This is a genomic window from Bacillus vallismortis (assembly GCF_040784915.1).
In the GTDB taxonomy this organism is placed as follows: domain Bacteria; phylum Bacillota; class Bacilli; order Bacillales; family Bacillaceae; genus Bacillus; species Bacillus subtilis_G.
The window spans coordinates 3,722,331-3,744,266 of sequence record NZ_CP160797.1; the positions used below are offsets into that span (position 1 = coordinate 3,722,331).

A 21,936-nucleotide genomic window follows, 5' to 3' on the forward strand; every position below is an offset into this window, starting at 1 on the left:
ACAGTGAAAACATTCCTTACACGAATCGTAAAAGGAGTATTCAGCACCTCTTATAAACTATTGAGCGCCTTATTGCCAGTACAGCACAACAAAGTTGTCATCGCTTCCTATCGTGAAGATCATTTAAGTGATAATTTTAAAGGTGTTTATGAAAAGCTGAAGCAAGATCCGTCTCTTCGCATCACCCTGCTTTTACGCAAGATGGATAAGGGGCTGATCGGACGAGCTGCATATTTGCTTCATCTTTTCAGCTCGTTATATCACCTTGCCACATGTCGTGTGCTTTTGTTAGATGATTATTATTTTCCTTTGTATGTTGTGCCAAAACGAAAGGAAACTGTCGCCATCCAGCTTTGGCATGCTTGCGGCGCGTTTAAAAAATTCGGCTACAGCATTGTGGACAAGCCGTTTGGTCCTTCTTCTGATTACCTGAAGATTGTTCCCGTGCATTCTAACTATGATTATGCTGTTGTCAGTGCACCTGATGCCGTGCCGCATTTTGCCGAAGCTTTTCAAATGGAGCAAAAGCAGATTTTGCCGCTTGGCATTCCAAGAACGGATTATTTTTATCATAAGGATCATATTCGCCATGTACTGGATGAGTTTCATCGGGTTTATCCGGAACTTAAGCATAAGAAAAAGCTTTTGTATGCTCCTACTTTTAGAGGCAGCGGACATCATCAAGAGGGTGACGCTACCCCGCTTGATCTGCTACAATTAAAATCGGCGCTAAACCATAAAGATTATGTCGTGATGCTCCATCTTCATCCGTATATGCGCAAGCATGCGCACACGGAAGAGGATGATTTTGTGCTGGATTTAACCGATTCGTACTCTTTGTACGATTTGATGGCAATCTCCGATGGGCTGATAACCGATTATTCTTCAGTCATTTTCGAATACAGCCTGCTGAAACGTCCGATGTATTTTTACTGCCCGGATTTAGAAGACTACTTGGAAGAACGTGATTTCTACTATCCGTTTGAATCGTTTGTTCCCGGGCCGATTTCGAAAGATGTTCCATCGCTTGTACACGATATCGAGAGTGATCACGAGGCTGATACGAAGCGGATTGAGGCTTTTTCGCAAACATTTATTACCCATCAGGACGGCAAATCTTCAGAGCGAGTAGCCGATTTTATTTCATCATTTTTAACATCTGGTGCCGATTAGGAGAAAGTGAGGTACAAAGTGAAGCTGGCCAGAAAGATTAAGAACAGACTTTTCAGATCAAAAAAGAGAACGAAAACAGAAGATACATCTGTCATTGTCCATTCGACAGATAACAGGGTTTTTTCTCTTTTCGATAAAACCAAGCGAATTGAAGAAAACCAGCAAGTCCCTGTCAGAAAAATTTCTGAGTTTTCTTGGAATGGATCAATTCTTAAAATTGCGGGTTATATGTACATCAAGGGCCTGCCTCTTCAAAAAGAGGATCAGGTTCGAAAACGTTTATTATTGGTGAACAACGGTGTTTTATTTACAGCTGTTTCACTGCGGGATGTTCCGGTAGATCAGCTGTCGATTGATACTTCAAATGTGCCTGGGGGCTATAAGTGGGCAGGATTTTCACAGCAGATTAACTTTTCTAAGCTGATGAATGACAAGCCGCTTCCGCAGGGCGAGTATAAGCTGTTTCTGGAAATTGAAGCTGTAGATGACCAAAATGTAAAACACCAGGAAGTGCATACGGTCGGAAACGTCAGCAATTTCCTCTCTAATGATGTATATGCCACAAAAATGGAATTTCATTCTGCTAAAAAGCTGATGAAATTCAATTTAATTGTTAACTATGATGAGGGCGAAAAGACGATTAACTTGTCTTGCAACAAGCTGCAGGAAATTGATCCGAGCCTTTTGGAGCTGGATACTGGAAAAGAAGCGAACCGATTTTTACGCAAGCTGAATACGAGCTTATTTCATTTTGCTTATGATGTGTTCCGCCTGCTGCCGATTAAGTCCAATAAGATCGTCTTTGCTTCTGACAGCCGGCTTGATTTGACAGGCAACTTCGAATTTGTTTATGAAGAACTGCTAAAGCGCGAAGAAAATTTTGATTTCAAATTTTTCTTAAAGAGCAGCATTCGAGACAGAAAAAGCCTGTCTGAATTAATGTCAATGGCCTATCATTTTGCGACAAGCAAAATCATTTTTATAGATGATTTTTATCCGATTATTTATCCGCTAAAAATCCGTAAAAATGCGGATCTTGTCCAGCTATGGCATGCTGTCGGCGCCTTTAAGACATTCGGCTACAGCCGAATCGGGTTGCCAGGAGGACCGTCGCCGCATTCGAAAAACCATAGAAACTACACCAAGGTGATTGTCAGCTCTGAGAATATACGAAAACATTATGCAGAGGGCTTCGGCGTAGATATAGAGAACGTCATCGCTACAGGCGTACCGCGAACAGACTTTTTCTTTGATGAAGCGAAGAAGGCATTTGTAAAAGAACGTCTTTATACGGAATATCCGTTTCTGAAGGACAAGAAGGTCATTCTTTTTGCACCAACCTTCCGCGGAAACGGTCAGCAATCCGCTCATTATCCTTTTGAAGTGCTTGATTTTGACCGTCTGTATCATGAGTTAAAGGATGAGTATATCTTCTTATTTAAGATTCATCCATTCGTTCGAAACGATGCCAATATTCCTTATCAGTACAGTGATTTCTTTTATGATTTCTCTTCGTTTAGGGAAATCAATGAGCTATTGCTCGTAACAGATGTTCTGATTACAGATTACTCTTCTGTGTGCTTTGAGTATGCTTTATTAAATAAACCGATGATCTTCTTTAGCTATGATGTAGATGATTATATTCGCAAACGTGATTTCTATTACGATTACTTTGACTTTATTCCTGGTCCGCTTGCGAAAACGTCTGATCAAATGATTTCGATCATAAAGGAAGAGAAGTATAACTTTGAGCAAATTGATTCATTTGTTCATTATTTCTTCGACGATCTTGACGGAAAAGCAAGTGAACGTGTGATCGATCAAATTGTCTTTCCTCAGGAAGAGGAGCCATTAGACGATAAAGTCCTTAAAAGATAAGCAAAACCACCTTTTGCAAACGCAAAAGGTGGTTTTTTTATTGGTATTCCGGAACATCAAAGTAAAGCGTATAACCGTCCAGCAATGAATACAGGCTGTACATGCGGTTTACTTGTTTGTACGCCCAGCCGATGTCGGTTGCGTATTGGTGTGCCGCTGTGGCTGACCATCTCATTTTGTATAGTGTGTCCTGGTTGTAGGCTGTGTTGTGAATATATGAAGAGCCTATGAATTTGGCCCCGCCGATAATGGCCGCTTCTGGTGTGAACCAGCCTTGTTCGTACGCGTATTTAGCGCCGTAGTAATTCGGATTTCTGTCGTATGCGCCTATTCCGTACATGTTATATACAGTTTTTCCGTTATAGGTTAAGCCGTTGGCTAAATCGGATGTTCCGTTTCCTGTTTCAAGAAGAGCGTGTGAGATTAAATAGAGCTCGTTGATGCCGTATTGTTTGGCGGCATCGATAAATGCCTTTGCTTTCCCTGTCAGAACGCCTTTACCCGCAAGCACTTTCTGATTGACTTCAGTGATGCTGAGCCCGGCTGCCTGTGACAGCTTGAGAAATTGGAAATAGTATTTGCTGTCTCTGGAAAATTTATTCGGATCCACGTATTGAACCACTTCATCACTGCTTGCGTTTCGCCAGCCCAAATTGATTTTGGCCCAGCCGTTTGTCTGGCCGATGATTTTCACCTTATCGCCTTTTTTAAATTGGCCAATTACGTTCGTCGGGATGACTGCCGGCGTTGACCGGATATTCAGTACGTCAGCTGTGACTGTTGAAGTTGCTGTATGAATATAAGTGAGCGATACGTAAGCCGCCCCGTCTGTTTGCGGGCTTACTGTCATTTGTTTTTGGACCATATCACGAAGCGAGAGATTGTAATTTGTTTTCATGATTTGCGGCCCGTTTTTGATTTTTACGATAGATGATGTCCATCCGTATAATTGTTTCAGCTTCGCTGCTGCCGCAGCAGCTGCATCGTTACCTGTGAACGGTTCGTTTAAGCTGATTTTATAAAGGCGATTGGTCTTGGTTGTGTAACTCGGGCTTAAGCTTTGGGCTTTCAGATAGGTTACCCCATTGTTTAATGCTGTTTTGCTGCTGATCTGGGCTGTTACGATTTTGTATTGTGTATATGCCGTCTCGCCTGTTTTAGCTGTTGTGCCGGCGGCATTATTTTGTTTGAAAAACGCTAAAACACGGTCAATATCTTCTTGGCTGATGATGGCTTCAGTTATCATTTGATAGCTGCTCGCTGTGGTCTGACCGGTTTTCTGGCTTGTTGCTGATATGTGATTCGATTGAAAGAATGTAAGTGCTTGATTGGCTTTGGCTGTACCAAGCAGAGATTCAGTTGTGATTGTAAACGTGTTAGCGATTTGTTTTTTGATTGTTTTCGCAGATACACTCAGCTGATGTTTTTTTAATATGTTCAAGCCCTTTGTCACTTTTACTTGATCTGATGTTTCTTCTGAGATGAGCTGATATTGGTTTTCTGCTGTTGTTCCAGTTGCTTTTTTCGCTGCCTTTACTTTTTTCTGAACAAAAAAGGCTGCGGCTTTGTTTGCCTGCTTCTCGCCTAAAATTTTTGCTGTCGTTATTTGATAGGCTGTAGATGTTGTCGTTTTTTTGATGCTGGATGATGTACAGCGCCACTTTTTCTTTTTAAAGAAGGTGTCCACTTTTTGCAGCTGCTGTTTCGTTAAACCCTTCATATTCACAATATATGATGTGCTTGTGCCAACCTTTTGATAACTGCCGGATACGCCGGTGTTTTTCTTGATTTGGCTGATGGCGTCCTTGACTGTATTCAGCCCTTTGAAATAAGCTGATTGGACATTATATGTCTCAGCAGTTGTTTTTTGATTGATTGGCTTGTAGCTTCCTGTAATACCGGTGGTTTGTTTCAATTGAGTTAATAGATTCTTGGCATTCGCTTCGCCTGATACGGCGGCTGTAGTGAATGTATAATAGGCTTGTCCTTTCACCGTTTCTTTTAATGAAGCCTTAAGCCCCGATTCCTTTTGGAAGGCATTTTTGATCTGCTCTGCTTTGCTGTCTCCAACGATTGCGCCTGACTGAATGGTTGTGACAGACACCGTATGTGAGACGGGCTGATACGAGCTTTTAATTCCCGTTTGCTTAGCCAGACTCTGGATAAGCGCCTTCACTTTTGTCTCATCAGGGATTTCTGATGTTATGACGTTCACATAGGGCTGGGCTGTTCCGGATGCTTTTACAGTGCCAGACACTCCCGTCTCTTGTTTAAGCTTGGCCAGCAATGTGTTTGCCTGCTTTTCACCCGAAATGGCGCCTGAGGTGATGGTGACATACGGCTGTTTGCTTCCGACAGGACTTGACTTGCCTGAAATCGCTGTCTGTTTGGCGAGTCCGCTCAGTATTGCTTTCGCTTCTGCTTCGCTATGAATGCCAGCAGCGGAAATTTGGTAGGTCGTTGTTGTGCCCGAAGCCTGATAAGAAGCATCCCAGCCAGTGTCTTTTTCCAGCTTGGCGGCTGCCTGTGCGGCTTGGCTTTCTGTACTGAACGTTTTAGCCGGTTCTATCTCATATATCGAGTAGTCCTTATAGGCTGCAGCCTGTGCGGCAGAACCGGATATGGAAAAAAAGGCAAGGGACGCGGCGGACAGAAGCATCGGTGCGATTAATCTCTTTTTCATTCCTTCTCCTCTTTCATATTCAATGAGTATATAAAACTAGTTTATTTATCGGCACGCGTACACTTCATTTACAGGTGAATCCCTTCCATTTTTTCATAAAAAAAACTTAATCTCGAAGTGAGATTAAGTTTACATATGAGACACGATCAGTGTACAAGTTCCTTTAATCGTAAAATCGGGCATTTGAGCGGGCAAGATCAAGTGATTGCCTTTTTTGAGCGGACATGTTTCGTCTTCATACATCAGTGAACCGCTTCCTTCAATCACGCTGCAAAGCAAGAAGGCTTCATCCTGAGACAGCTCAGCCTCGCCATTTATGTCCCATTTATATACCGAAAAATATTCCCCTTGGACAAACGTTTTAATGGTAATTCCTTTTCTTGATTCGGTCGATTCATCTATATACCCGTCCACGTGAGGAACTGTGACCGCATTGACCGCTTTGGCAAAATGAAGCTCTCTCTGACTCCCGTTGTGATCAAGCCGGTCATAGTCGTACACCCGGTATGTGGCATCTGAATTTTGCTGTGTTTCTAACACCAGTGCCCCTTTACACAATGCGTGCAGCGTTCCGCTCGGCACATAATAGAAATCACCAGGTTTAATTTTGATTCTTCGCAGCAGGCCTTCCCAGTCACCGCTGTTGATCATTGTGACAAGTTCTGTTTTTGAGCGGGCTGTATGCCCATAAATAATCTCCGCGTTTTCTTTACAGTCAATGATGTACCAGCATTCCGTCTTGCCGAGTTCTCCCTCTTCGTTTTCTCCGGCATAATAATCATCAGGGTGAACTTTTATCGACATATCTTCCTTCACGTCCAGGAGTTTTGTCAGAAGCGGAAATCGGTCCCCCGCCACGCCGCCGAATACTTCACGGTGCTCTTCCCAAAGCTCGATCAATGTCTTTCCTCTATACGGGCCATTCACTACAGTGCTCGGTCCTTTTGGATGACCGGAAATGGCCCAGCATTCCCCCGTCGTTTCGGAAGGAATACCGTATCCAAATATATCTCGTAAAGCGGTGCCGCCCCAGATTTTTTCTTTAAAAACAGGCGTTAGAAAAATCGGTGATTGCGTCATGATCCGTACCCCTCCCCTGTAAATAGCTGATCATTATTTTCCCGGTGCGCCCCCCTTACAAACGCCCGTATAAGCTGTCTTATTCCTAAGACAACATATGTATAAAGCATCATCTTTTGACAACCCCTTTAAGAAAACGCTTCCTTTATATTATATCACGTCGAAAAGAAGCTTTGTTTCAGCCTTTTCCTTGAGAAGAATAATTCTCCTTTTTTGATACAAATTAATAAAAACCGTCAATCTGTTTACGAAGGAGAAAAACTATGCACATCGACTCTGATCTCCAGAACAACTTAGATGCATTAAAAAAAAAATGGGGACAAAACGACGATATGATGTTTTATTCATTTGCTTTTGGAGACAGCAGACGGAAGGCGTGTTTACTGTATATTGACGGTCTGACAGAGAATAAAATGCTGGCGCAATACGTCATTTCTCCTTTACAAAGAGAGGCGTTAGCCCATAAGGAAGGCTCGATTGAAGACTTATCCGCCTTTTTTTTCGGTTTTCACCATAGCGTTGTCTCTGAAATGAAAGAAATAGAACAGCTCGTTTTTACAGGGCATGCCGTTTTGCTCGCTGATGGCTATCGCGAAGGATTAGCTTTTGACACGAAAACATTAAAAACACGCAGTCTTGAAGAGCCCTCCTCCGAAATCGTGGAACGCGGTGCGAAAATAGGATTTATTGAAAAGCTGCGGACAAACACAGCGCTTTTGCGTGAACGGACAAGTGATCCTAACCTCGTCATAAAGGAAATGATACTCGGAAAAAGGACGAAAAAGAAAATCGCTGTCGCTTATATTCAAGATATTGCTCCTGATTATGTCGTCAAGGAAGTGTTTAAAAGGCTGAACTCAGTCAAAATCGATGATCTGCCGGAATCGGGTACACTTGAACAGCTGATTGAAGATGAACCGTTTTCGATCTTTCCCACGATATTAAGCACTGAACGGCCTGATCGGACAGAAGCTTCTCTATTAGAAGGACGGGTAGCCATATTGGTAGATGGCACCCCGTTCGCTTTGATTGTGCCGGCTACGGTTGATGAATTCATTCATTCGCCCGATGATTACAGCCAGCGCTGGATTCCGATGTCACTTATACGCCTTCTTCGGTATTCCAGCGTTCTGATCACCATTTATTTGCCCGGTCTGTATATTTCTCTCGTTTCTTTCCACACTGGGCTGTTGCCGACCCGAATGGCGATCTCCATTGCAGGCAGCAGGCTTAATGTGCCATTCCCGCCTTTTGTAGAAGCTTTTTTTATGATCTTTACGATCGAGCTGATCAGAGAAGCCGGGTTGAGACTGCCAAAGCCGATCGGTCAGACCATTGGCCTTATCGGCGGAGTTGTCATCGGACAGGCGGCTGTTCAGGCGCAAATTGTCAGCGCCCTTATGGTCATTGTCGTTTCTGTCACAGCACTGGCGTCTTTTACCGTTCCTTCATACGCCTATAACTTTCCCCTGCGGCTGATACGCATTGCTGCAATGATAAGTGCAGCAGTACTTGGTATGTATGGCGTCGTTATGGTTTTCCTGTTTGTGATCGGCCACTTGATGCGCCTGAAAAGCTTCGGGCAAGATTACATCATTCCGATCATGGCACAGCCCGGACAGGATTTGAAGGACACCGTCATCCGTATTCCCACGAAGTTTTTTAAAAGAAGACCGACACGAAACGATCCCGAAGATAACATCAGACAAAGGTGATGGCTATGAAAAAATCAGAGCATAAACTGACTTTTATGCAGACGCTTATTATGATAAGCAGCACACTGATCGGTGCCGGGGTCCTAACCCTTCCCCGCTCAGCTGCTGAAACCGGCAGTCCAAGCGGATGGATTATGATCCTGCTGCAGGGCGTTATTTTTATTATGATCGCTCTGCTTTTTTTGCCTTTCCTTCAAAAAAACAGCGGAAAAACTCTTTTCAAGCTCAACAGCATCACGGCTGGAAAATTCATCGGCCCACTATTGAATTTGTTTATCTGTCTATATTTCATGGGAGTTGTTTGCTATCAAGCACGGATTTTGGGAGAGGTCGTCGGATTCTTTCTGTTGAAAAATACGCCAATGTCAGTTGTCGTTTTTATATTTCTCGCAGTTGCCATCTATCATGTGGGCGGAGGCGTTTATCCCATTGCAAAGGTATACGCTTATATTTTTCCTATGACTCTTATTATTTTTATGATGCTCCTGTTGTTCAGCTTTCGCTTATTTCAGCTTGATTTTCTCCGGCCTGTTTTTGAAGGAGGCTATCAAAGTTTTTTCTCTTTATTCCCAAAGACGCTTTTATATTTCTCAGGATTTGAAATCATATTTTATCTCGTCCCTTTTATGAGAGATCCGAAGCAAGCGAAAAAGGCTGTTGCTTTGGGCATCGCGACTTCCACAGTGTTTTACAGCATTACGTTGTTCATTGTGATTGGCTGTATGACTGTGGCAGAGGCAAAAACAGTGACTTGGCCGACCATTTCCCTCATTCACGCATTAGAGGTTCCGGGTATTTTTATTGAACGATTCGATCTGTTTTTACAGCTGACCTGGACAGCCCAGCAATTTGCCTGTATGCTCGGGTCCTTCAAAGGCGCCCATATTGGATTAACAGAAATTTTTCATCTAAAAAATAAAAACAATCCATGGCTCTTGGCTGCAATGCTGGCTGGGACGTTTTTCGTAACGATGTATCCCAAGGACCTGAATGAGGTATTTTATTATGGAACACTTCTCGGATATGTATTTTTATTTGTGATTGCAATCCCATTCTTTACCTGGTTTTTAAGCTGGGTACAGAAAAAACTGGGGAGGGGGCAGCTTGGATGAAGATCATAACAAAACTCGCAGTTATGTTTCTGATGCTGCAGGTTCTCTCGGGATGTTGGGATGTCAAAAATATTGAGAAATTATCCTTCGCAAGAGGACTGGCAATCGATGAGACAGATGATCATCAGTATAAATTAACATACCAAAACCTTCTTCCCCAAAGTGAAGACAGCCAAGCATCCGGAAAACCCGAATTTGTTCATGTGACATCCCACGGGAAAACCATTCTGGAAGCAGTCAGTGATGTATCTGTCAAGGACCCTCCTATTTATAGCGATCATTTAAAAGTGATTCTTTTGGGAGAAAAACTGATGAGGAATCAAAACATAGATCAAGTCTTTAACCATTTTATTCGGGATGACGAGCTGCGGCGCAGCAGCTTTTTGATGGCAGCCAGAGGGAAAGCGGCTGATATCTTTACAAAAGGAAGCCCCAGCCAGCAGCAGCCGATGCCCACCGAAAAACTGATTGATTTGACAACTCATAGAGGATATAACGGTAAGATTATGAGGCCGCTTCGCATCGGCAGGGCTTCTATCTATTGCCAAAATGGCTACAGCTTTCTCATTCAAGCCGTGAAAAACCAAAAGGGAAAAGCAACGTATGACGGGGCGGGCATTATCAAAAGCGGGAGCAATAAACTCGTTGGATTTCTTTCACCAAATGAAACACAAACGCTGACATGGGTCGTGGGGACGATCCAAGGAGGCGTGATGCCGACGACAGATAAAGGACATCCGATTACGTTTGAGATTAAAAAGTCAAAAACGAAAATTAAGCCGTCCATTGAAAACGGAAAACCTGTCTTTCGAATTTCTGTCAAAACAAAGGGCTTCTTGACAGAAGACCAAAATCCGAATGAAAACTCCTTTAGTAAGAGCTATTTGAGCAGGCTGGAGAACATTTTTGAGAAAAAGCTTGAACGCGATATAAAGAAGGTCATGGATAAACTGCAGCATGATTATAAAACCGATCCGGTCTTTTTATCCGAACACATTCGGGTTCAATACCCAGAATATTGGCATAAAGTAAAAGGACATTGGGATGACCTATTTTCAGAGGCTGATTTCACATACGATATTTCTTTCAAAATCATTAACTTCGGCACAGTAGGAAAGTGAGCAATCAAAAGGGTGCGCATGATCGCGCACCCTTTTTTATGTTGTTTCGGTCGTCTGCTGTTTCCCAGCCGATCCCCCCTGTCCGTTTTTATCCCGTAAATCCTGCTCAATTTCTTCAAGGCTTTTCCCCTTCGTCTCTGTCACTTTAAACCGGACAAACAAGAACGCCATGATGCCGATCGCGGCATAGATCAGGAATAAATAACTGATGCCGATTGCCTCCATTAATATTGGATAGGTTAGTGAAACAATCAGTGTCCCAACGTGCAGCATCAAGGTCGATACCCCAGTGCCGATTCCTCTGACATGGAGCGGAAACAATTCAGGAAGCATCACCCAGACAACCGGTCCCCAGCTGACCGCAAAAACAACGATGAACACGCCTAAGCAAATGACTGTCGTCCATGAGGCAGCCGCGGTGTTATCGAAAAAGAGATTCACCAGAGCGAGAACGATCAAGCTGATCACCATCCCGGCATTCCCGAATAACAATAGCGGCTTTCTCCCGATCTTGTCGATAATTTTTATCGCTACTAATGTCATGAGCACATTAACTGTGCCGATTCCGACCGTTCCTAAAATCGAAGCGGAGTTTCCAAATCCGACGTTTGTAAAGGTCTTTGGCGCATAATAGATGATCGTATTCGTTCCGATAAATTGCTGTAAAAACGCCAGTCCCAAGCCGGCAATCAGGGCGGGGCGAACCCATGGATCGAACAGCTCCTTCAGACCGCCTTCATCCTGCTTTTCCGCCTCTTGAATATCATGTATTTCCTGATCAATATCTTTTGTGCCACGCAATTTTTCAAGAATCTTTTTCGCTTTGCCTTCTTCGCCATTCGTAAACAGCCAGCGCGGGCTCTCCGGCATGAACAAAATGCCAATAAGCAGGAGCAGAGACGGCACAGCAGCCAATCCAAGCATCCAGCGCCACGCTTCGGCATCAGCAAATATGTAATTGACAATGTAAGAAAGCAGAATGCCGACCGTGATCATCAGCTGATTCAGCGATGACAGCGCCCCCCGCTTATGCTTTGGCGCCAGTTCAGATAAATAGAGCGGCACGATCGTCGTCGAAGTCCCCACTGCAAGTCCTAATATAATGCGAAACAGCACCATGACTCCCGTATTCGGGGCGAGTGCCACACCCAGACCGCCTATACAAAATAGCAGCGCGGCCGCCATAATCGCTTTTTTTCTTCCGAAACGGTCGGTCAGCTTACCGGCCGTTCCTGAACCTAATATCGCCCCAACCAATAAAGAGCTGACAACAAGTCCTTCTGTAAACGCATTCAATCCTAAATCCTTTTTCATAAATAAAATAGCGCCGGAAATCACTCCGGTGTCATAACCGTATAACGCGCCTCCAAGAGCGCCGAAAAAATAAAGCCATATATTCGACTGCTTTTTCATAACAATGACTCCCTTTCTCCATTCAGCTTCAATGACATTGTTGCGAAGTTTATTAGAAATCTTTTAGCCTCTTTTTCCGGCCATTAAACCTTTTCGTTCTTGCAGCCCCTAAGTTTCCAATCATTTACTTGCATTTTTTTCAACGTCACCGAAACATTTTATCTGCTAGAGCGTCCAATATAAGGTGATTCATCACATTTAAAATATCAACTTTCAAGAACAGGAACTTATAAATATAGGAATATTTATCGAAAAATGTCTTTTGAAGAGTTGTCCCATGGCAAAATAAATGGTACTCTTCAAATATTAAAGAAACGAGAGGGTATTGATATGGAAGAACGAACGCACCGCAGAAAGAAAAAGAGACGACTTAGAAAATGGGTGAAAATCGTTGCCGGTTTGATGGCTTTTCTAGTCATTGCGGCAGGATCTGTCGGCGCCTATGCTTATGTCAAGCTGAGCAATGCTTCTAAAGAAGCTCATGTCAGCCTTGCGCGCGGAGAACAATCAGTAAAACGGATTAAAGAATTTAATCCCGGAAAAGATTCTTTCTCTGTATTGCTCTTGGGAATTGATGCCAGAGAAGAAAACGGCGAGACTGTCGACCAGGCAAGAAGTGACGCGAATGTTCTGGTTACATTTAACCGGAAAGAAAAAACAGCTAAAATGCTGAGCATTCCGCGTGACGCCTATGTAAATATCCCAGGCCATGGCTATGATAAGTTTACACATGCTCATGCCTACGGCGGCGTTGACCTCACTGTGAAAACAGTTGAGGAGATGCTGGATATTCCCGTCGATTATGTCGTCGAAAGCAATTTCACAGCTTTTGAAGACGTCGTGAACCAGCTGAATGGCGTCAAAGTAACAGTAAAAAGCGATAAAGTCATTAAGCAAATCAAAAAAGATACAAAGGGAAAAGTCGTTCTTCAAGAGGGAACTCATACGCTTGATGGAGAAGAAGCACTCGCTTACGTAAGAACACGTAAAGCGGACAGTGATCTTTTGCGGGGACAAAGACAAATGGAAGTGCTGAGCGCTATTTTGGAAAAGTCAAAATCACTGAGCTCAATCCCGGCTTATGATGACATTGTGGATACGATGGGGAAAAATCTGAAAATGAACTTATCACTTAAAGATGCCATCGGCCTGTTCCCGTTTCTCACTTCATTGAAATCGGTTGATTCTATTCAGCTGACGGGTTATGATTATAAACCTGCCGGAGTATATTATTTAAAATTGAATCAGCAAAAACTGCAGGAAGTCAAAGAAGAGCTGCAAAACGATTTAGGTGTATAAAAAACGGGATGGCGTAATTGCCATCCCGTTTTTTACATATTTCCTTGTTGAAAATTTTCAAAGTAACGTTTAGCCTGATAGATATGGTTAATGTTTCGCAGGAAAGCTGAACATACTACTCGAAGCAGCTTCATTTTTAAGGAGGTACCCTACATATGAAATGTATTGCGATTGATTTAGACGGAACATTACTGAATAAGGAAAGCGTCATTTCTGCTGAAAACAGAGCGGCGATCAAGCGGGCCATTGATGCCGGCATCCTCGTCACCATTTGCACGGGAAGAGCAACGTTTGATGTAAAAGCGCTGCTGGAAGATCTGGATATCCCTATCATTGCGGCAAATGGCGGTACGGTTCATGACAAAGGCTACCGCCTGATCAGCCGGACATTAATGGATCAGGAGGCCGGTAAGGCTATCGCTGATTACTTACTGTCGAAAAACATTTACTTTGAGGTATATACAGATGACCATCTGCTTTCTCCTTTTGATGGCGAGGATAAGCTGCATGCGGAGCTTGATATTCTAAAGAGCGCAAATCCAAGCGAAAAGACCGATGAATTGTGGCAAGGAGCCATGACTCAGTTCAAGCAGTTTGGCATTAAACGGATCCCTCATATTGAATCGGTTTTTGACGGCAGCGAAAACATTTATAAGCTTCTTTGCTTCTCCTTTGATATGGACAAGCTGAAACAAGCGAAGGAAGAGCTGAAGCATCATAAAAAACTGGCACAAACCTCTTCTGGAAAACATATTATCGAAATCCTGCCGGCCTCTTCTGGAAAAGGACGCGCGCTGACAGAGCTGGCTAAAATATACGGAATTGAAACACAGGATATCTATGCGATCGGCGACAGTCCGAACGATTTGTCCATGTTTGAAGTCGCCGGACACCGTATCGCTATGGAAAACGCGATCGATGAATTAAAAGAAAAAAGCACCTTCGTCACAAAAAGCAATGACGAAAATGGTGTGGCTTACTTTATTGACCAGCTTCTTTCCGGCCAATACGCATAAAGAAAAGACTCCAGAGATTCTGGAGTCTTTGTCCTTTTATTGCACCCGTATGCTTCCCGCATATTTATCTTTCCAATACGTGCTCGTGTTCATATTGGTGATGGTCACGCCGTTTGATAATGTGACATGAACAACTTGTCCGTTTCCGATATAGATGGCGGGATTTAAGCTTGTTGATTGGAAGAACACAATGTCTCCCGGTTTCAGATCCGCCTTCTCAATCATACTTCCGGCTTTGAACTGGCTTGTTGCGTATCGAGGCAGGGAAATACCGGCTGCTTTCTGATATACATACTGGACAAATCCGGCTGTATCAAATCCTGTCTCTGGAGAAACTCCGCCCTTTTTGTAGGGAACTTCTCCGACATAAAGCGTTGCCTCGGACACAATCGGATTTTCTTTCGTGATTGCCAGATTGTCAAATCGGCGAATGCCTGTCATCTTCGATATCCAATAATCCTCTGACAAGTAGGAAATGGTTACTTTTTCTGACCGGCTTGCCTGAATAAATCTTCCTCTGCCAGCATAAATGCCTGCATGTGAAATTCCCGTTTTATACGTATTGCTGAAATAGACGACATCACCCGGCTGTATGTTCTGAGGGGCTACCTTCTCGCCCACTGCCCACTGCTGTTCGGCTGATCGCGGCAGATAAATGCCGAGTGCCTGTTGAAACACATATTGCACGAGTCCTGAGCAATCAAAGCCCTCTGACGGTGTGCTTCCGCCAAATACATATGGAATGCCGATATATTTCTCGGCCTCCTGAACAACAGGGACATCAGCAGTTGCCGGATCGGCTGCGATTCGTTTCGCCCCGATATAAGATCCGCTCCAATAGCTGCTCGTTTTGTAATTGGTGATGATAACCCCTTTTGATTGCGTACTGTGAATCATTTGGCCGTCTCCAATGTAAAGAGCAACGTGTGTCGGAGCAGTCCCGCTGCTTCCCTCTTTCTTGAAAAACAAAACATCGCCCGGCTGCAGATTTTCCGGTTTTACGGCCGTTCCGACTTTATACTGGTCGTTCACAGATCTCGGCAGATGAATATCAGCCTTACTGAAAACATATTGAATCAATCCCGAAGGATCGAATCCCTCTTCCGGCGTTTCACCGCCGTATTTATACTGATATCCAAGCAGTTTTTTCGCTTCGCTGATCATCAGTTCAGATGACGTATCAGCCTCCGCAATCCCCGCTTTTGTGATAATTGAACCCAAAAAACAAATGATAACCGCCACAAGCAAAAACTTCTTCCAGTTTGCCAGTGTGTTCACTTTTATTATCTCCTCCTCTTTTTGCAGTTTTATCATCGGTAATTTTTTCAATATGTTAAGAGACTTTTTGATATTTTTACAGAATGAATATGCTGGGCAAATAAAAAGAGAATGCCTCATGAGACACTCTCTTTTTTGAATTATTTATTGGCGTTTGCCGGTTCTTCCTGCTGTTGGATTTTGTGCATTTCCGTATCAATTTTCTGCTTTTCCTGATCTGTCAGATGATCATTGAATTTAAACGCTGACATAAACATGAATACGATAGCTACGGCAACAAACGGCCAGATAACTTTGACAAATTTCATTTTTATCACTCCTATTATTTAGATTTTAGTTTGTCGCTATGATCAACATCAAACGTCAATTTTCCATCTTCTACTTTCCATGCGAAATTAGAATCTTTCGTGAGTTCGCGAATAATCGTTTTTTGTTTAAGGCTTCCTTTTTTCACCGGCGCAGGCGTCGCTTCATGGATATCAATCGGCATCACTTCAAATCGGCCTGTTCCGTTTTTCTTCAGGTGATACTGAACCAATGCGCTGTCTCTCGTTCTCGTCCAGCCCTGATCAAAGACAAAGTTTCCGAGGCTGTAGAAAATCACGGTTCCGTTATAAACTTCTATCGGTTCTAGGACGTGCGGGTGATGTCCTACAATGATATCAGCTCCCGCATCAGACATAGCTCTTGCAAGCTGGCGCTGACGGTCGTTTGGATCGTTGTCATACTCTTGTCCCCAGTGTGACTGCACAACAACGATGTCTGCATGTTTTTTCGCTTCTGAAATCATAGGGATAAAGATTTCAGGATCTGCGGGCAGTACGCCCGGCGTATTCTTTTTAGCCGCGAAGCCTTTTCCAGACACGTCGGTAAAGCCAAGCGTCGCAATGGTTACTCCATTGACTTCCTGGTACGAGATATTCTTCTTCGCATCGCTAAAGCTGTATCCCGCTCCAACGATATCAAGGTTTTGCTTCGCAAATTCTCCTAGTGTATCTTTCATGCCCTGAGCGCCGTAATCCATTGCGTGGTTGTTTGCGCTGTTGAGAACCGTAAAGTTCATATCCTTCAAGACTTTCACTGATTCCCTATTCGTCTGCAAATGAATTTCTTTTTCTGCTTGTTTATAATTCTTTTCATAGGTTACCGGATTTTCAAAGTTTCCGGCTACATAATCAGAGGCTTTAAAGAGCGGTTCAACATACTGAAAAATACTGTCTGCCCCTTTTTGATCCGTTACTTTTTCAACATAGCGCCCCATCATAATATCCCCGACAAATGAGGCTGTGAGAACGTCGTCAGAATACGTTTTGACTTTCGGCGTTTCTGCTTTTCCCGCCCACATAAACGCGAACATAAGTACAAAAACGATCGGAATGGCAATAAATACGTGCTTATTGGTTTTCTTTTTTTGCTGTTTTGTCAGCTTCAGCAGCTTTTCATGAAAGCTCAGTTCTTTTTTCATCGTTTGACACACCTTACATTAAATTAAGTAGTAAACAAACATGATAGCAAAGGTCGCTCCGCTCAATAGCAGCGTGCTTCCGAACGTAATCGTTAATCCTTGTTTCTGAATGGTATTGGCAATTAAACCTGGCACGATGATGCCGATTCCTCGAAATTCCGCGATTTCAAATGGTACAATCGGGTATAGAAAATCAAACGCGATTTTCAGGACGATCCCTGTTATCAGCATGGCAGCGAATTTTCTGCGTCCGTACAAAATCATAAATTTCGATAAACCGTATTTCACAATCACATAAGTGAGCAGGCTCACTAGCAAAACAAGTAATATAAAGACCGGCTGATTAAACACAAGTCCTAAATATCCCGGTACAACAAGTCCTGCCGGCACAATCCCTGTTTTTTCCGCAAAAATTAAACTGAGTAGTACACCTAAAATGAGTGCGATGTATAAATCTGATCCGAACATGTCTGCATTTCCTCCTAGCTTACGAGCTGCTTAACCTTGTATTCGTGGATTTTTTCAATTAAAGGCTCTGCGGCGCCATGAATATTGCCGACGCCATATATGACACGGTTGTGCATTCTTTTCTTTAACAATTCCATAATTTCTTCTGTAGACTTGTACTCTAAATCATGCAATTTGTCTGCAGGAATTTTGCCTTCTTCATAGGCTTTTACGATTGGCTCTGTTGTTTCACCGATTAAGATCAGTTCACTTGCTTCAATATAAGGCAATACGTCATTTGCGAATTGCTGTGTCCGATCGACACGGTCTGCCCGGCAGTTCATAATAATGATTGGATCATCAGTTGGGTAACCGATTTCTTTTACACGTTTCCATATATTCAAAGTAGAAGAAGCGTCGTTTGCGGCAAACCCATTAACAAAGTGCCCAGGCTTGCTCGGACTGATCAGCGGGAGAATTCTCATTGCTCCCGGATCTGGCGGCGCATTCAGCATTCCTTTAAACGCTGTTTCTTCGTCAATGCCGAGTGCTTGAGCCACACCCAGTGCCAGTGAAGCATTATCAGGAAATACCATGTATTCAAATTTACGCAAATATTCATCTGTAATTTTTGAGTTATCAGCAATGATGACTTTTGTGTTTCGTTCTTTTGCTTTTTGTTTAAAGAACTCGGTATATTCACTATCTGTAATGACAAGATGGCCATTATAAGGAATAGTAGCAGTAAACGCTTCCGCAATTTCATCGAGCGTTGGCCCCATGACATCCATATGGTCTTCTAAAACGTTGACAATCACGCCGATATTGGCTTGCAGCAGTTCGTCCTGAAAGATAATCTGATAATCCGGGTTAACCGCCATGCATTCACTGACAATAGCGTTGGCCCCTCTTTCTACTGTTTCTTTCATGACTTCTTTTTGTTCACCGATATTCGGCCCCTGAGGTTTCCGTTTGATCGGCTTTTCCTCCGGAGTATCCCAGTAAATCATTCTTGCGTCCGTTCCTGTCGTTTTCCCGACAGTTTTGTAACCGGCTTCTATTAATATTCCGGTTGTCAGCCTTGTCACAGTGGACTTTCCTCTGATGCCGTTAATATTCACTCGAACAGGGAGGGCATCAATGTTTTTCTGATGTCGTCGTTTTTCTAATATTCCGATGACCAGTATGACAGCACAGGCTATAATGAGTAACCACATTGCTTTTCGACATCTCCTTCTATATTGTTGTAAATTCATTCATCAGTATATAGAATCACTATGAATTCTCAATCGGCATTATGTAGCATAATCTTCCCTAACCCACTAAGCCAAACTTCTCTTTTGAAAGAGATTTTGTACCTACAAACTGCTTTCTAAATTTGGAAAACGGCAGGACTTACATCTTATCTCTTTTTTTAAAAATCAAAAGGAATGCGCTTTCATTTTCCTCCTGATATCCTTATGGACGTATAGTCACCCCCCGCTGTTCGCATTTAATATGTATTTCAAATCAATCTTTTTTTCAGCGTGTGATATCAAGCTTTTCCTGTTATCATGCGTATTTCCGGTTCTTATGAACACAAAATGGTTTTATTCTATTTCTTAAGGATAAGGCCATCATGTCATCCTTTCTGCATGGAAGAGGCAATATGAGGCCTATTCCAAAAAGACTATTGGGGTCATCAATGAAAATGTTAAATATACGGGTCTGAATTCTCTAACATTATTAAACATTTTCTGGGCGGATAGTCTATTCTCTTTCTTCTCATTTACAGGTCTAAACGCATGACTTTGAAACATTTTTAATAAAACTTAATATTTGTTCAAGAAAACTTCATCCAGATTTGTGAAGACTTTGTCAAAAAAAGAGTGAAAACCTTAAATTTCACAATTATATATACAATTTACAATAGATTTCTTTTGATATTTTTATTGCCAACCTCGGACGGCTCATGATAATCTATCTATGTAAACGGTTACACAAACAAGGAGGAGCTGTTTTGGCTACAATTAAAGATGTTGCCGGAGCGGCGGGCGTTTCTGTTGCAACGGTTTCCCGCGTCCTAAATGACAGCGGCTATGTACACGAAGAAACGCGAACGCGTGTCATAGCGGCGATGGAGCGGCTGAACTATTACCCAAATGAAGTCGCCCGATCTCTTTACAAAAGAGAATCCCGGCTGATCGGGCTTTTGCTCCCGGATATCACAAACCCTTTCTTCCCCCAGCTTGCCCGCGGTGCTGAGGATGAATTGAACGGGGAAGGCTATCGCCTTATTTTCGGTAACAGTGACGAGGAATTGAAAAAAGAACTTGAGTACCTTCAAACCTTTAAGCAAAATCATGTCGCAGGCATTATTGCCGCAACGAATTACCCGGACCTTGAGGAATACAACGGCATGAATCACCCAGTCGTTTTTCTGGACAGAACACCTGAAGGCGCTCCTTCTGTGTCCAGTGACGGCCGCACTGGGGGAAAATTAGCGGCCGAAGCCATCATTCACGGAAAAAGCCAGCGCATTACGCTCTTGAGAGGCCCCGCTCACCTGCCGACCGCTCAAGATCGCTTTCACGGCGCTTTAGAGATCTTAAATCAGGCTGCAGTTGATTTTCAGGTCATCGAGACGGCTTCATTTTCTTTCAAGGATGCGCAATCGATGGCGAAGGAGCTGTTTGCCGCTTATCCAGAGACAGACGGTGTGATAGCGAGTAATGATATTCAAGCCGCTGCGGTTTTACATGAAGCTTTGCGGCGCGGAAGAAAGGTGCCGGAGGATATTCAAATTATCGGCTATGATGACATTCCGCAAAGCGAGCTGCTGTTCCCGCCCCTGTCTACAATTAAACAGCCCGCATATGATATGGGAAAAGAAGCGGCCAAACTGCTTTTGCGTATCATCAAAAAACAGCCCCTGACAGAAACGGCAATTCAAATGTCCGTCACCTATATAAGAAGAAAGACGACAAGAAAGGAAGATCACGATGCGTAATATTTGTGTAATTGGTAGCTGTTCTATGGATTTAGTGGTCACCTCGGACAAACGCCCAAAAGCCGGTGAAACAGTACTTGGCACGTCGTTTCAGACTGTGCCGGGCGGTAAAGGAGCCAATCAGGCCGTTGCTGCTGCCAGACTTGGGGCTCACGTGTTTATGGTCGGTAAGGTCGGAGATGATCATTATGGCACAGCCATTTTGGATAATTTAAAAGCAAACGGCGTTCGCACCGACTATATGGAACCGGTTACACACAAAGATAGCGGAACCGCCCACATAGTGCTTGCCGAAGGTGATAACAGCATTGTTGTCGTCAAAGGTGCGAATGATGATATCACTCCATCGTATGCGATAGACGCCCTTGAACAAATTGAAGCTGATATGGTCCTGATTCAGCAGGAAATCCCCGAGGAAACAGTTGATGAGGTGTGCAGATACTGCCATTCTCTCGATATCCCGATTATGCTCAATCCCGCACCGTCCCGACCGCTGAGACAGGAAACAATTGACCACGCCACCTATCTCACGCCAAATGAACACGAGGCGTCAATATTATTCCCCGGGCTTACCGTTTCTGAAGCCTTGGCGCTGTATCCGGCAAAGCTCTTTATTACGGAAGGAAAACAGGGCGTCCGTTATTCAGCCGGAAGTAAAGAACGGCTTATCCCTTCCTTCCCCGTTGAGCCCGTTGATACAACCGGAGCCGGTGATACGTTTAACGCAGCCTTCGCCGTGGCTCTGGCAGAGGGAAAAGACATTGAAGCCGCATTGCGGTTTGCCAATCGCGCCGCTTCCCTTTCTGTCTGTTCCTTCGGTGCCCAAGGCGGAATGCCGACAAGAAAAGAAGTAGAGGAGCTGTTGTCATGAAAAAACACGGAATACTGAACAGCCATCTTGCCAAGCTTTTAGCCGACCTTGGCCACACTGATAAAATTGTCATTGCAGATGCGGGGCTGCCTGTTCCTGACGGCGTTTTGAAAATTGATCTTTCACTGAAGCCGGGTCTTCCGGCTTTTCAAGATACCGCGACGGTGCTCGCAGAAGAAATGGCGGTCGAAAAAGTCATTGCTGCATCTGAAATAAAAACTGCTAATCAGGAGAATGCCAGATTTCTAGAGAACCTTTTTTCTGAACAGGAGATTGAATACCTTTCTCACGAGGAATTTAAGCAGCTGACAAAAGAAGCAAAAGCCATTATAAGAACAGGCGAATTCACACCATATGCCAACTGCATCCTGCAGGCGGGTGTGCTTTTCTAGAAAG

The 21,936-nt window shown here is 43.6% G+C and carries 18 protein-coding genes; 10 read left to right on the plus strand and 8 right to left on the minus strand.

The window, feature by feature from the left end:
• The first annotated feature begins 3 nt into the window (after window positions 1-3).
• The gene (locus ABZM97_RS18565; protein ID WP_087991724.1) at window positions 4-1,173 is read left to right on the plus strand and encodes a CDP-glycerol glycerophosphotransferase family protein; all 1,170 of its coding nucleotides are present in this window, start codon (window positions 4-6) and stop codon (window positions 1,171-1,173) included.
• Between the two features lie 18 nt (window positions 1,174-1,191).
• Window positions 1,192-3,051 carry a CDP-glycerol glycerophosphotransferase family protein gene (locus ABZM97_RS18570; protein ID WP_202328231.1) on the plus strand — a complete coding sequence of 620 codons (1,860 nt, stop codon included), beginning with the start codon at window positions 1,192-1,194 and terminating at the stop codon, window positions 3,049-3,051.
• A gap of 37 nt (window positions 3,052-3,088) precedes the next feature.
• Here the strand turns inward: ABZM97_RS18570 and ABZM97_RS18575 are convergent, their stop codons facing one another.
• Entirely contained in the window at window positions 3,089-5,734 is a 2,646-nt protein-coding gene (locus ABZM97_RS18575) for an SPOR domain-containing protein (protein WP_333516397.1), read from the minus strand.
• A 129-nt stretch (window positions 5,735-5,863) separates the two neighbouring features.
• Window positions 5,864-6,814, minus strand: a complete 951-nt coding sequence (gene manA / locus ABZM97_RS18580) for a mannose-6-phosphate isomerase, class I (RefSeq protein WP_367387059.1) — start codon at window positions 6,812-6,814, stop codon at window positions 5,864-5,866.
• A 263-nt stretch (window positions 6,815-7,077) separates the two neighbouring features.
• Between manA and ABZM97_RS18585 the strand changes: the two genes are divergently transcribed.
• Genes ABZM97_RS18585 through ABZM97_RS18595 form a run of 3 tightly spaced genes read left to right on the plus strand, consistent with a single transcriptional unit; the run spans window position 7,078 to window position 10,762 of the window.
• The gene (locus ABZM97_RS18585; RefSeq protein ID WP_087991727.1) at window positions 7,078-8,529 is read left to right on the plus strand and encodes a spore germination protein; all 1,452 of its coding nucleotides are present in this window, start codon (window positions 7,078-7,080) and stop codon (window positions 8,527-8,529) included.
• Between the two features lie 5 nt (window positions 8,530-8,534).
• Window positions 8,535-9,641, plus strand: a complete 1,107-nt coding sequence (locus ABZM97_RS18590) for a spore germination protein (protein WP_087991728.1) — start codon at window positions 8,535-8,537, stop codon at window positions 9,639-9,641.
• Window positions 9,638-10,762: a Ger(x)C family spore germination protein gene (locus ABZM97_RS18595; protein WP_087991729.1), complete on the plus strand. Its 1,125-nt coding sequence runs from the start codon at window positions 9,638-9,640 to the stop codon at window positions 10,760-10,762. The genes ABZM97_RS18590 and ABZM97_RS18595 overlap by 4 nt, the downstream gene beginning before the upstream one ends.
• Window positions 10,763-10,798: 36 nt before the next feature.
• Here ABZM97_RS18595 and ABZM97_RS18600 read toward each other — a convergent pair whose 3' ends face one another.
• Window positions 10,799-12,181, minus strand: coding sequence for a sugar porter family MFS transporter (locus ABZM97_RS18600; protein WP_301272163.1), 1,383 nt, complete (start codon window positions 12,179-12,181; stop codon window positions 10,799-10,801).
• A gap of 324 nt (window positions 12,182-12,505) precedes the next feature.
• On the opposite strand from ABZM97_RS18600, the gene ABZM97_RS18605 reads away from it, so the two are divergent.
• Both ABZM97_RS18605 and ywtE read left to right on the plus strand, forming a co-directional pair.
• Entirely contained in the window at window positions 12,506-13,474 is a 969-nt protein-coding gene (locus ABZM97_RS18605) for an LCP family protein (protein WP_087991731.1), read from the plus strand.
• Between the two features lie 155 nt (window positions 13,475-13,629).
• On the plus strand, window positions 13,630-14,490 hold the full coding sequence (gene ywtE / locus ABZM97_RS18610; RefSeq protein ID WP_087991732.1) for a 5-amino-6-(5-phospho-D-ribitylamino)uracil phosphatase YwtE: 861 nt from the start codon (window positions 13,630-13,632) through the stop codon (window positions 14,488-14,490).
• 36 nt (window positions 14,491-14,526) lie between these two features.
• Here ywtE and ABZM97_RS18615 read toward each other — a convergent pair whose 3' ends face one another.
• From ABZM97_RS18615 to pgsB, 5 genes are all read right to left on the minus strand, one after another.
• Window positions 14,527-15,768, minus strand: coding sequence for a C40 family peptidase (locus tag ABZM97_RS18615; protein ID WP_253268612.1), 1,242 nt, complete (start codon window positions 15,766-15,768; stop codon window positions 14,527-14,529).
• 140 nt (window positions 15,769-15,908) lie between these two features.
• On the minus strand, window positions 15,909-16,076 hold the full coding sequence (gene edmS, locus ABZM97_RS18620; RefSeq protein ID WP_087991733.1) for an extrachromosomal elements maintenance protein EdmS: 168 nt from the start codon (window positions 16,074-16,076) through the stop codon (window positions 15,909-15,911).
• Between the two features lie 14 nt (window positions 16,077-16,090).
• The gene (gene pgsA / locus ABZM97_RS18625) at window positions 16,091-17,233 is read right to left on the minus strand and encodes a capsular polyglutamate synthetase PgsA (RefSeq protein ID WP_202327943.1); all 1,143 of its coding nucleotides are present in this window, start codon (window positions 17,231-17,233) and stop codon (window positions 16,091-16,093) included.
• 18 nt (window positions 17,234-17,251) lie between these two features.
• Window positions 17,252-17,701, minus strand: a complete 450-nt coding sequence (gene pgsC, locus ABZM97_RS18630) for a poly-gamma-glutamate biosynthesis protein PgsC (protein WP_003227889.1) — start codon at window positions 17,699-17,701, stop codon at window positions 17,252-17,254.
• Between the two features lie 14 nt (window positions 17,702-17,715).
• Complete coding sequence (gene pgsB / locus ABZM97_RS18635) at window positions 17,716-18,897, minus strand: poly-gamma-glutamate synthase PgsB (protein ID WP_087991735.1); 1,182 nt, start codon at window positions 18,895-18,897, stop codon at window positions 17,716-17,718.
• 782 nt (window positions 18,898-19,679) lie between these two features.
• On the opposite strand from pgsB, the gene ABZM97_RS18640 reads away from it, so the two are divergent.
• Genes ABZM97_RS18640 through rbsD form a run of 3 tightly spaced genes read left to right on the plus strand, consistent with a single transcriptional unit; the run spans window position 19,680 to window position 21,932 of the window.
• The gene (locus ABZM97_RS18640; protein ID WP_202327942.1) at window positions 19,680-20,669 is read left to right on the plus strand and encodes a LacI family DNA-binding transcriptional regulator; all 990 of its coding nucleotides are present in this window, start codon (window positions 19,680-19,682) and stop codon (window positions 20,667-20,669) included.
• Window positions 20,662-21,540 carry a ribokinase gene (gene rbsK / locus ABZM97_RS18645; protein WP_087991737.1) on the plus strand — a complete coding sequence of 293 codons (879 nt, stop codon included), beginning with the start codon at window positions 20,662-20,664 and terminating at the stop codon, window positions 21,538-21,540. Before ABZM97_RS18640 ends, rbsK begins: the two co-directional genes overlap by 8 nt.
• The gene (gene rbsD / locus ABZM97_RS18650; RefSeq protein WP_087991738.1) at window positions 21,537-21,932 is read left to right on the plus strand and encodes a D-ribose pyranase; all 396 of its coding nucleotides are present in this window, start codon (window positions 21,537-21,539) and stop codon (window positions 21,930-21,932) included. The genes rbsK and rbsD overlap by 4 nt, the downstream gene beginning before the upstream one ends.
• The last annotated feature ends 4 nt before the right edge of the window (window positions 21,933-21,936 follow it).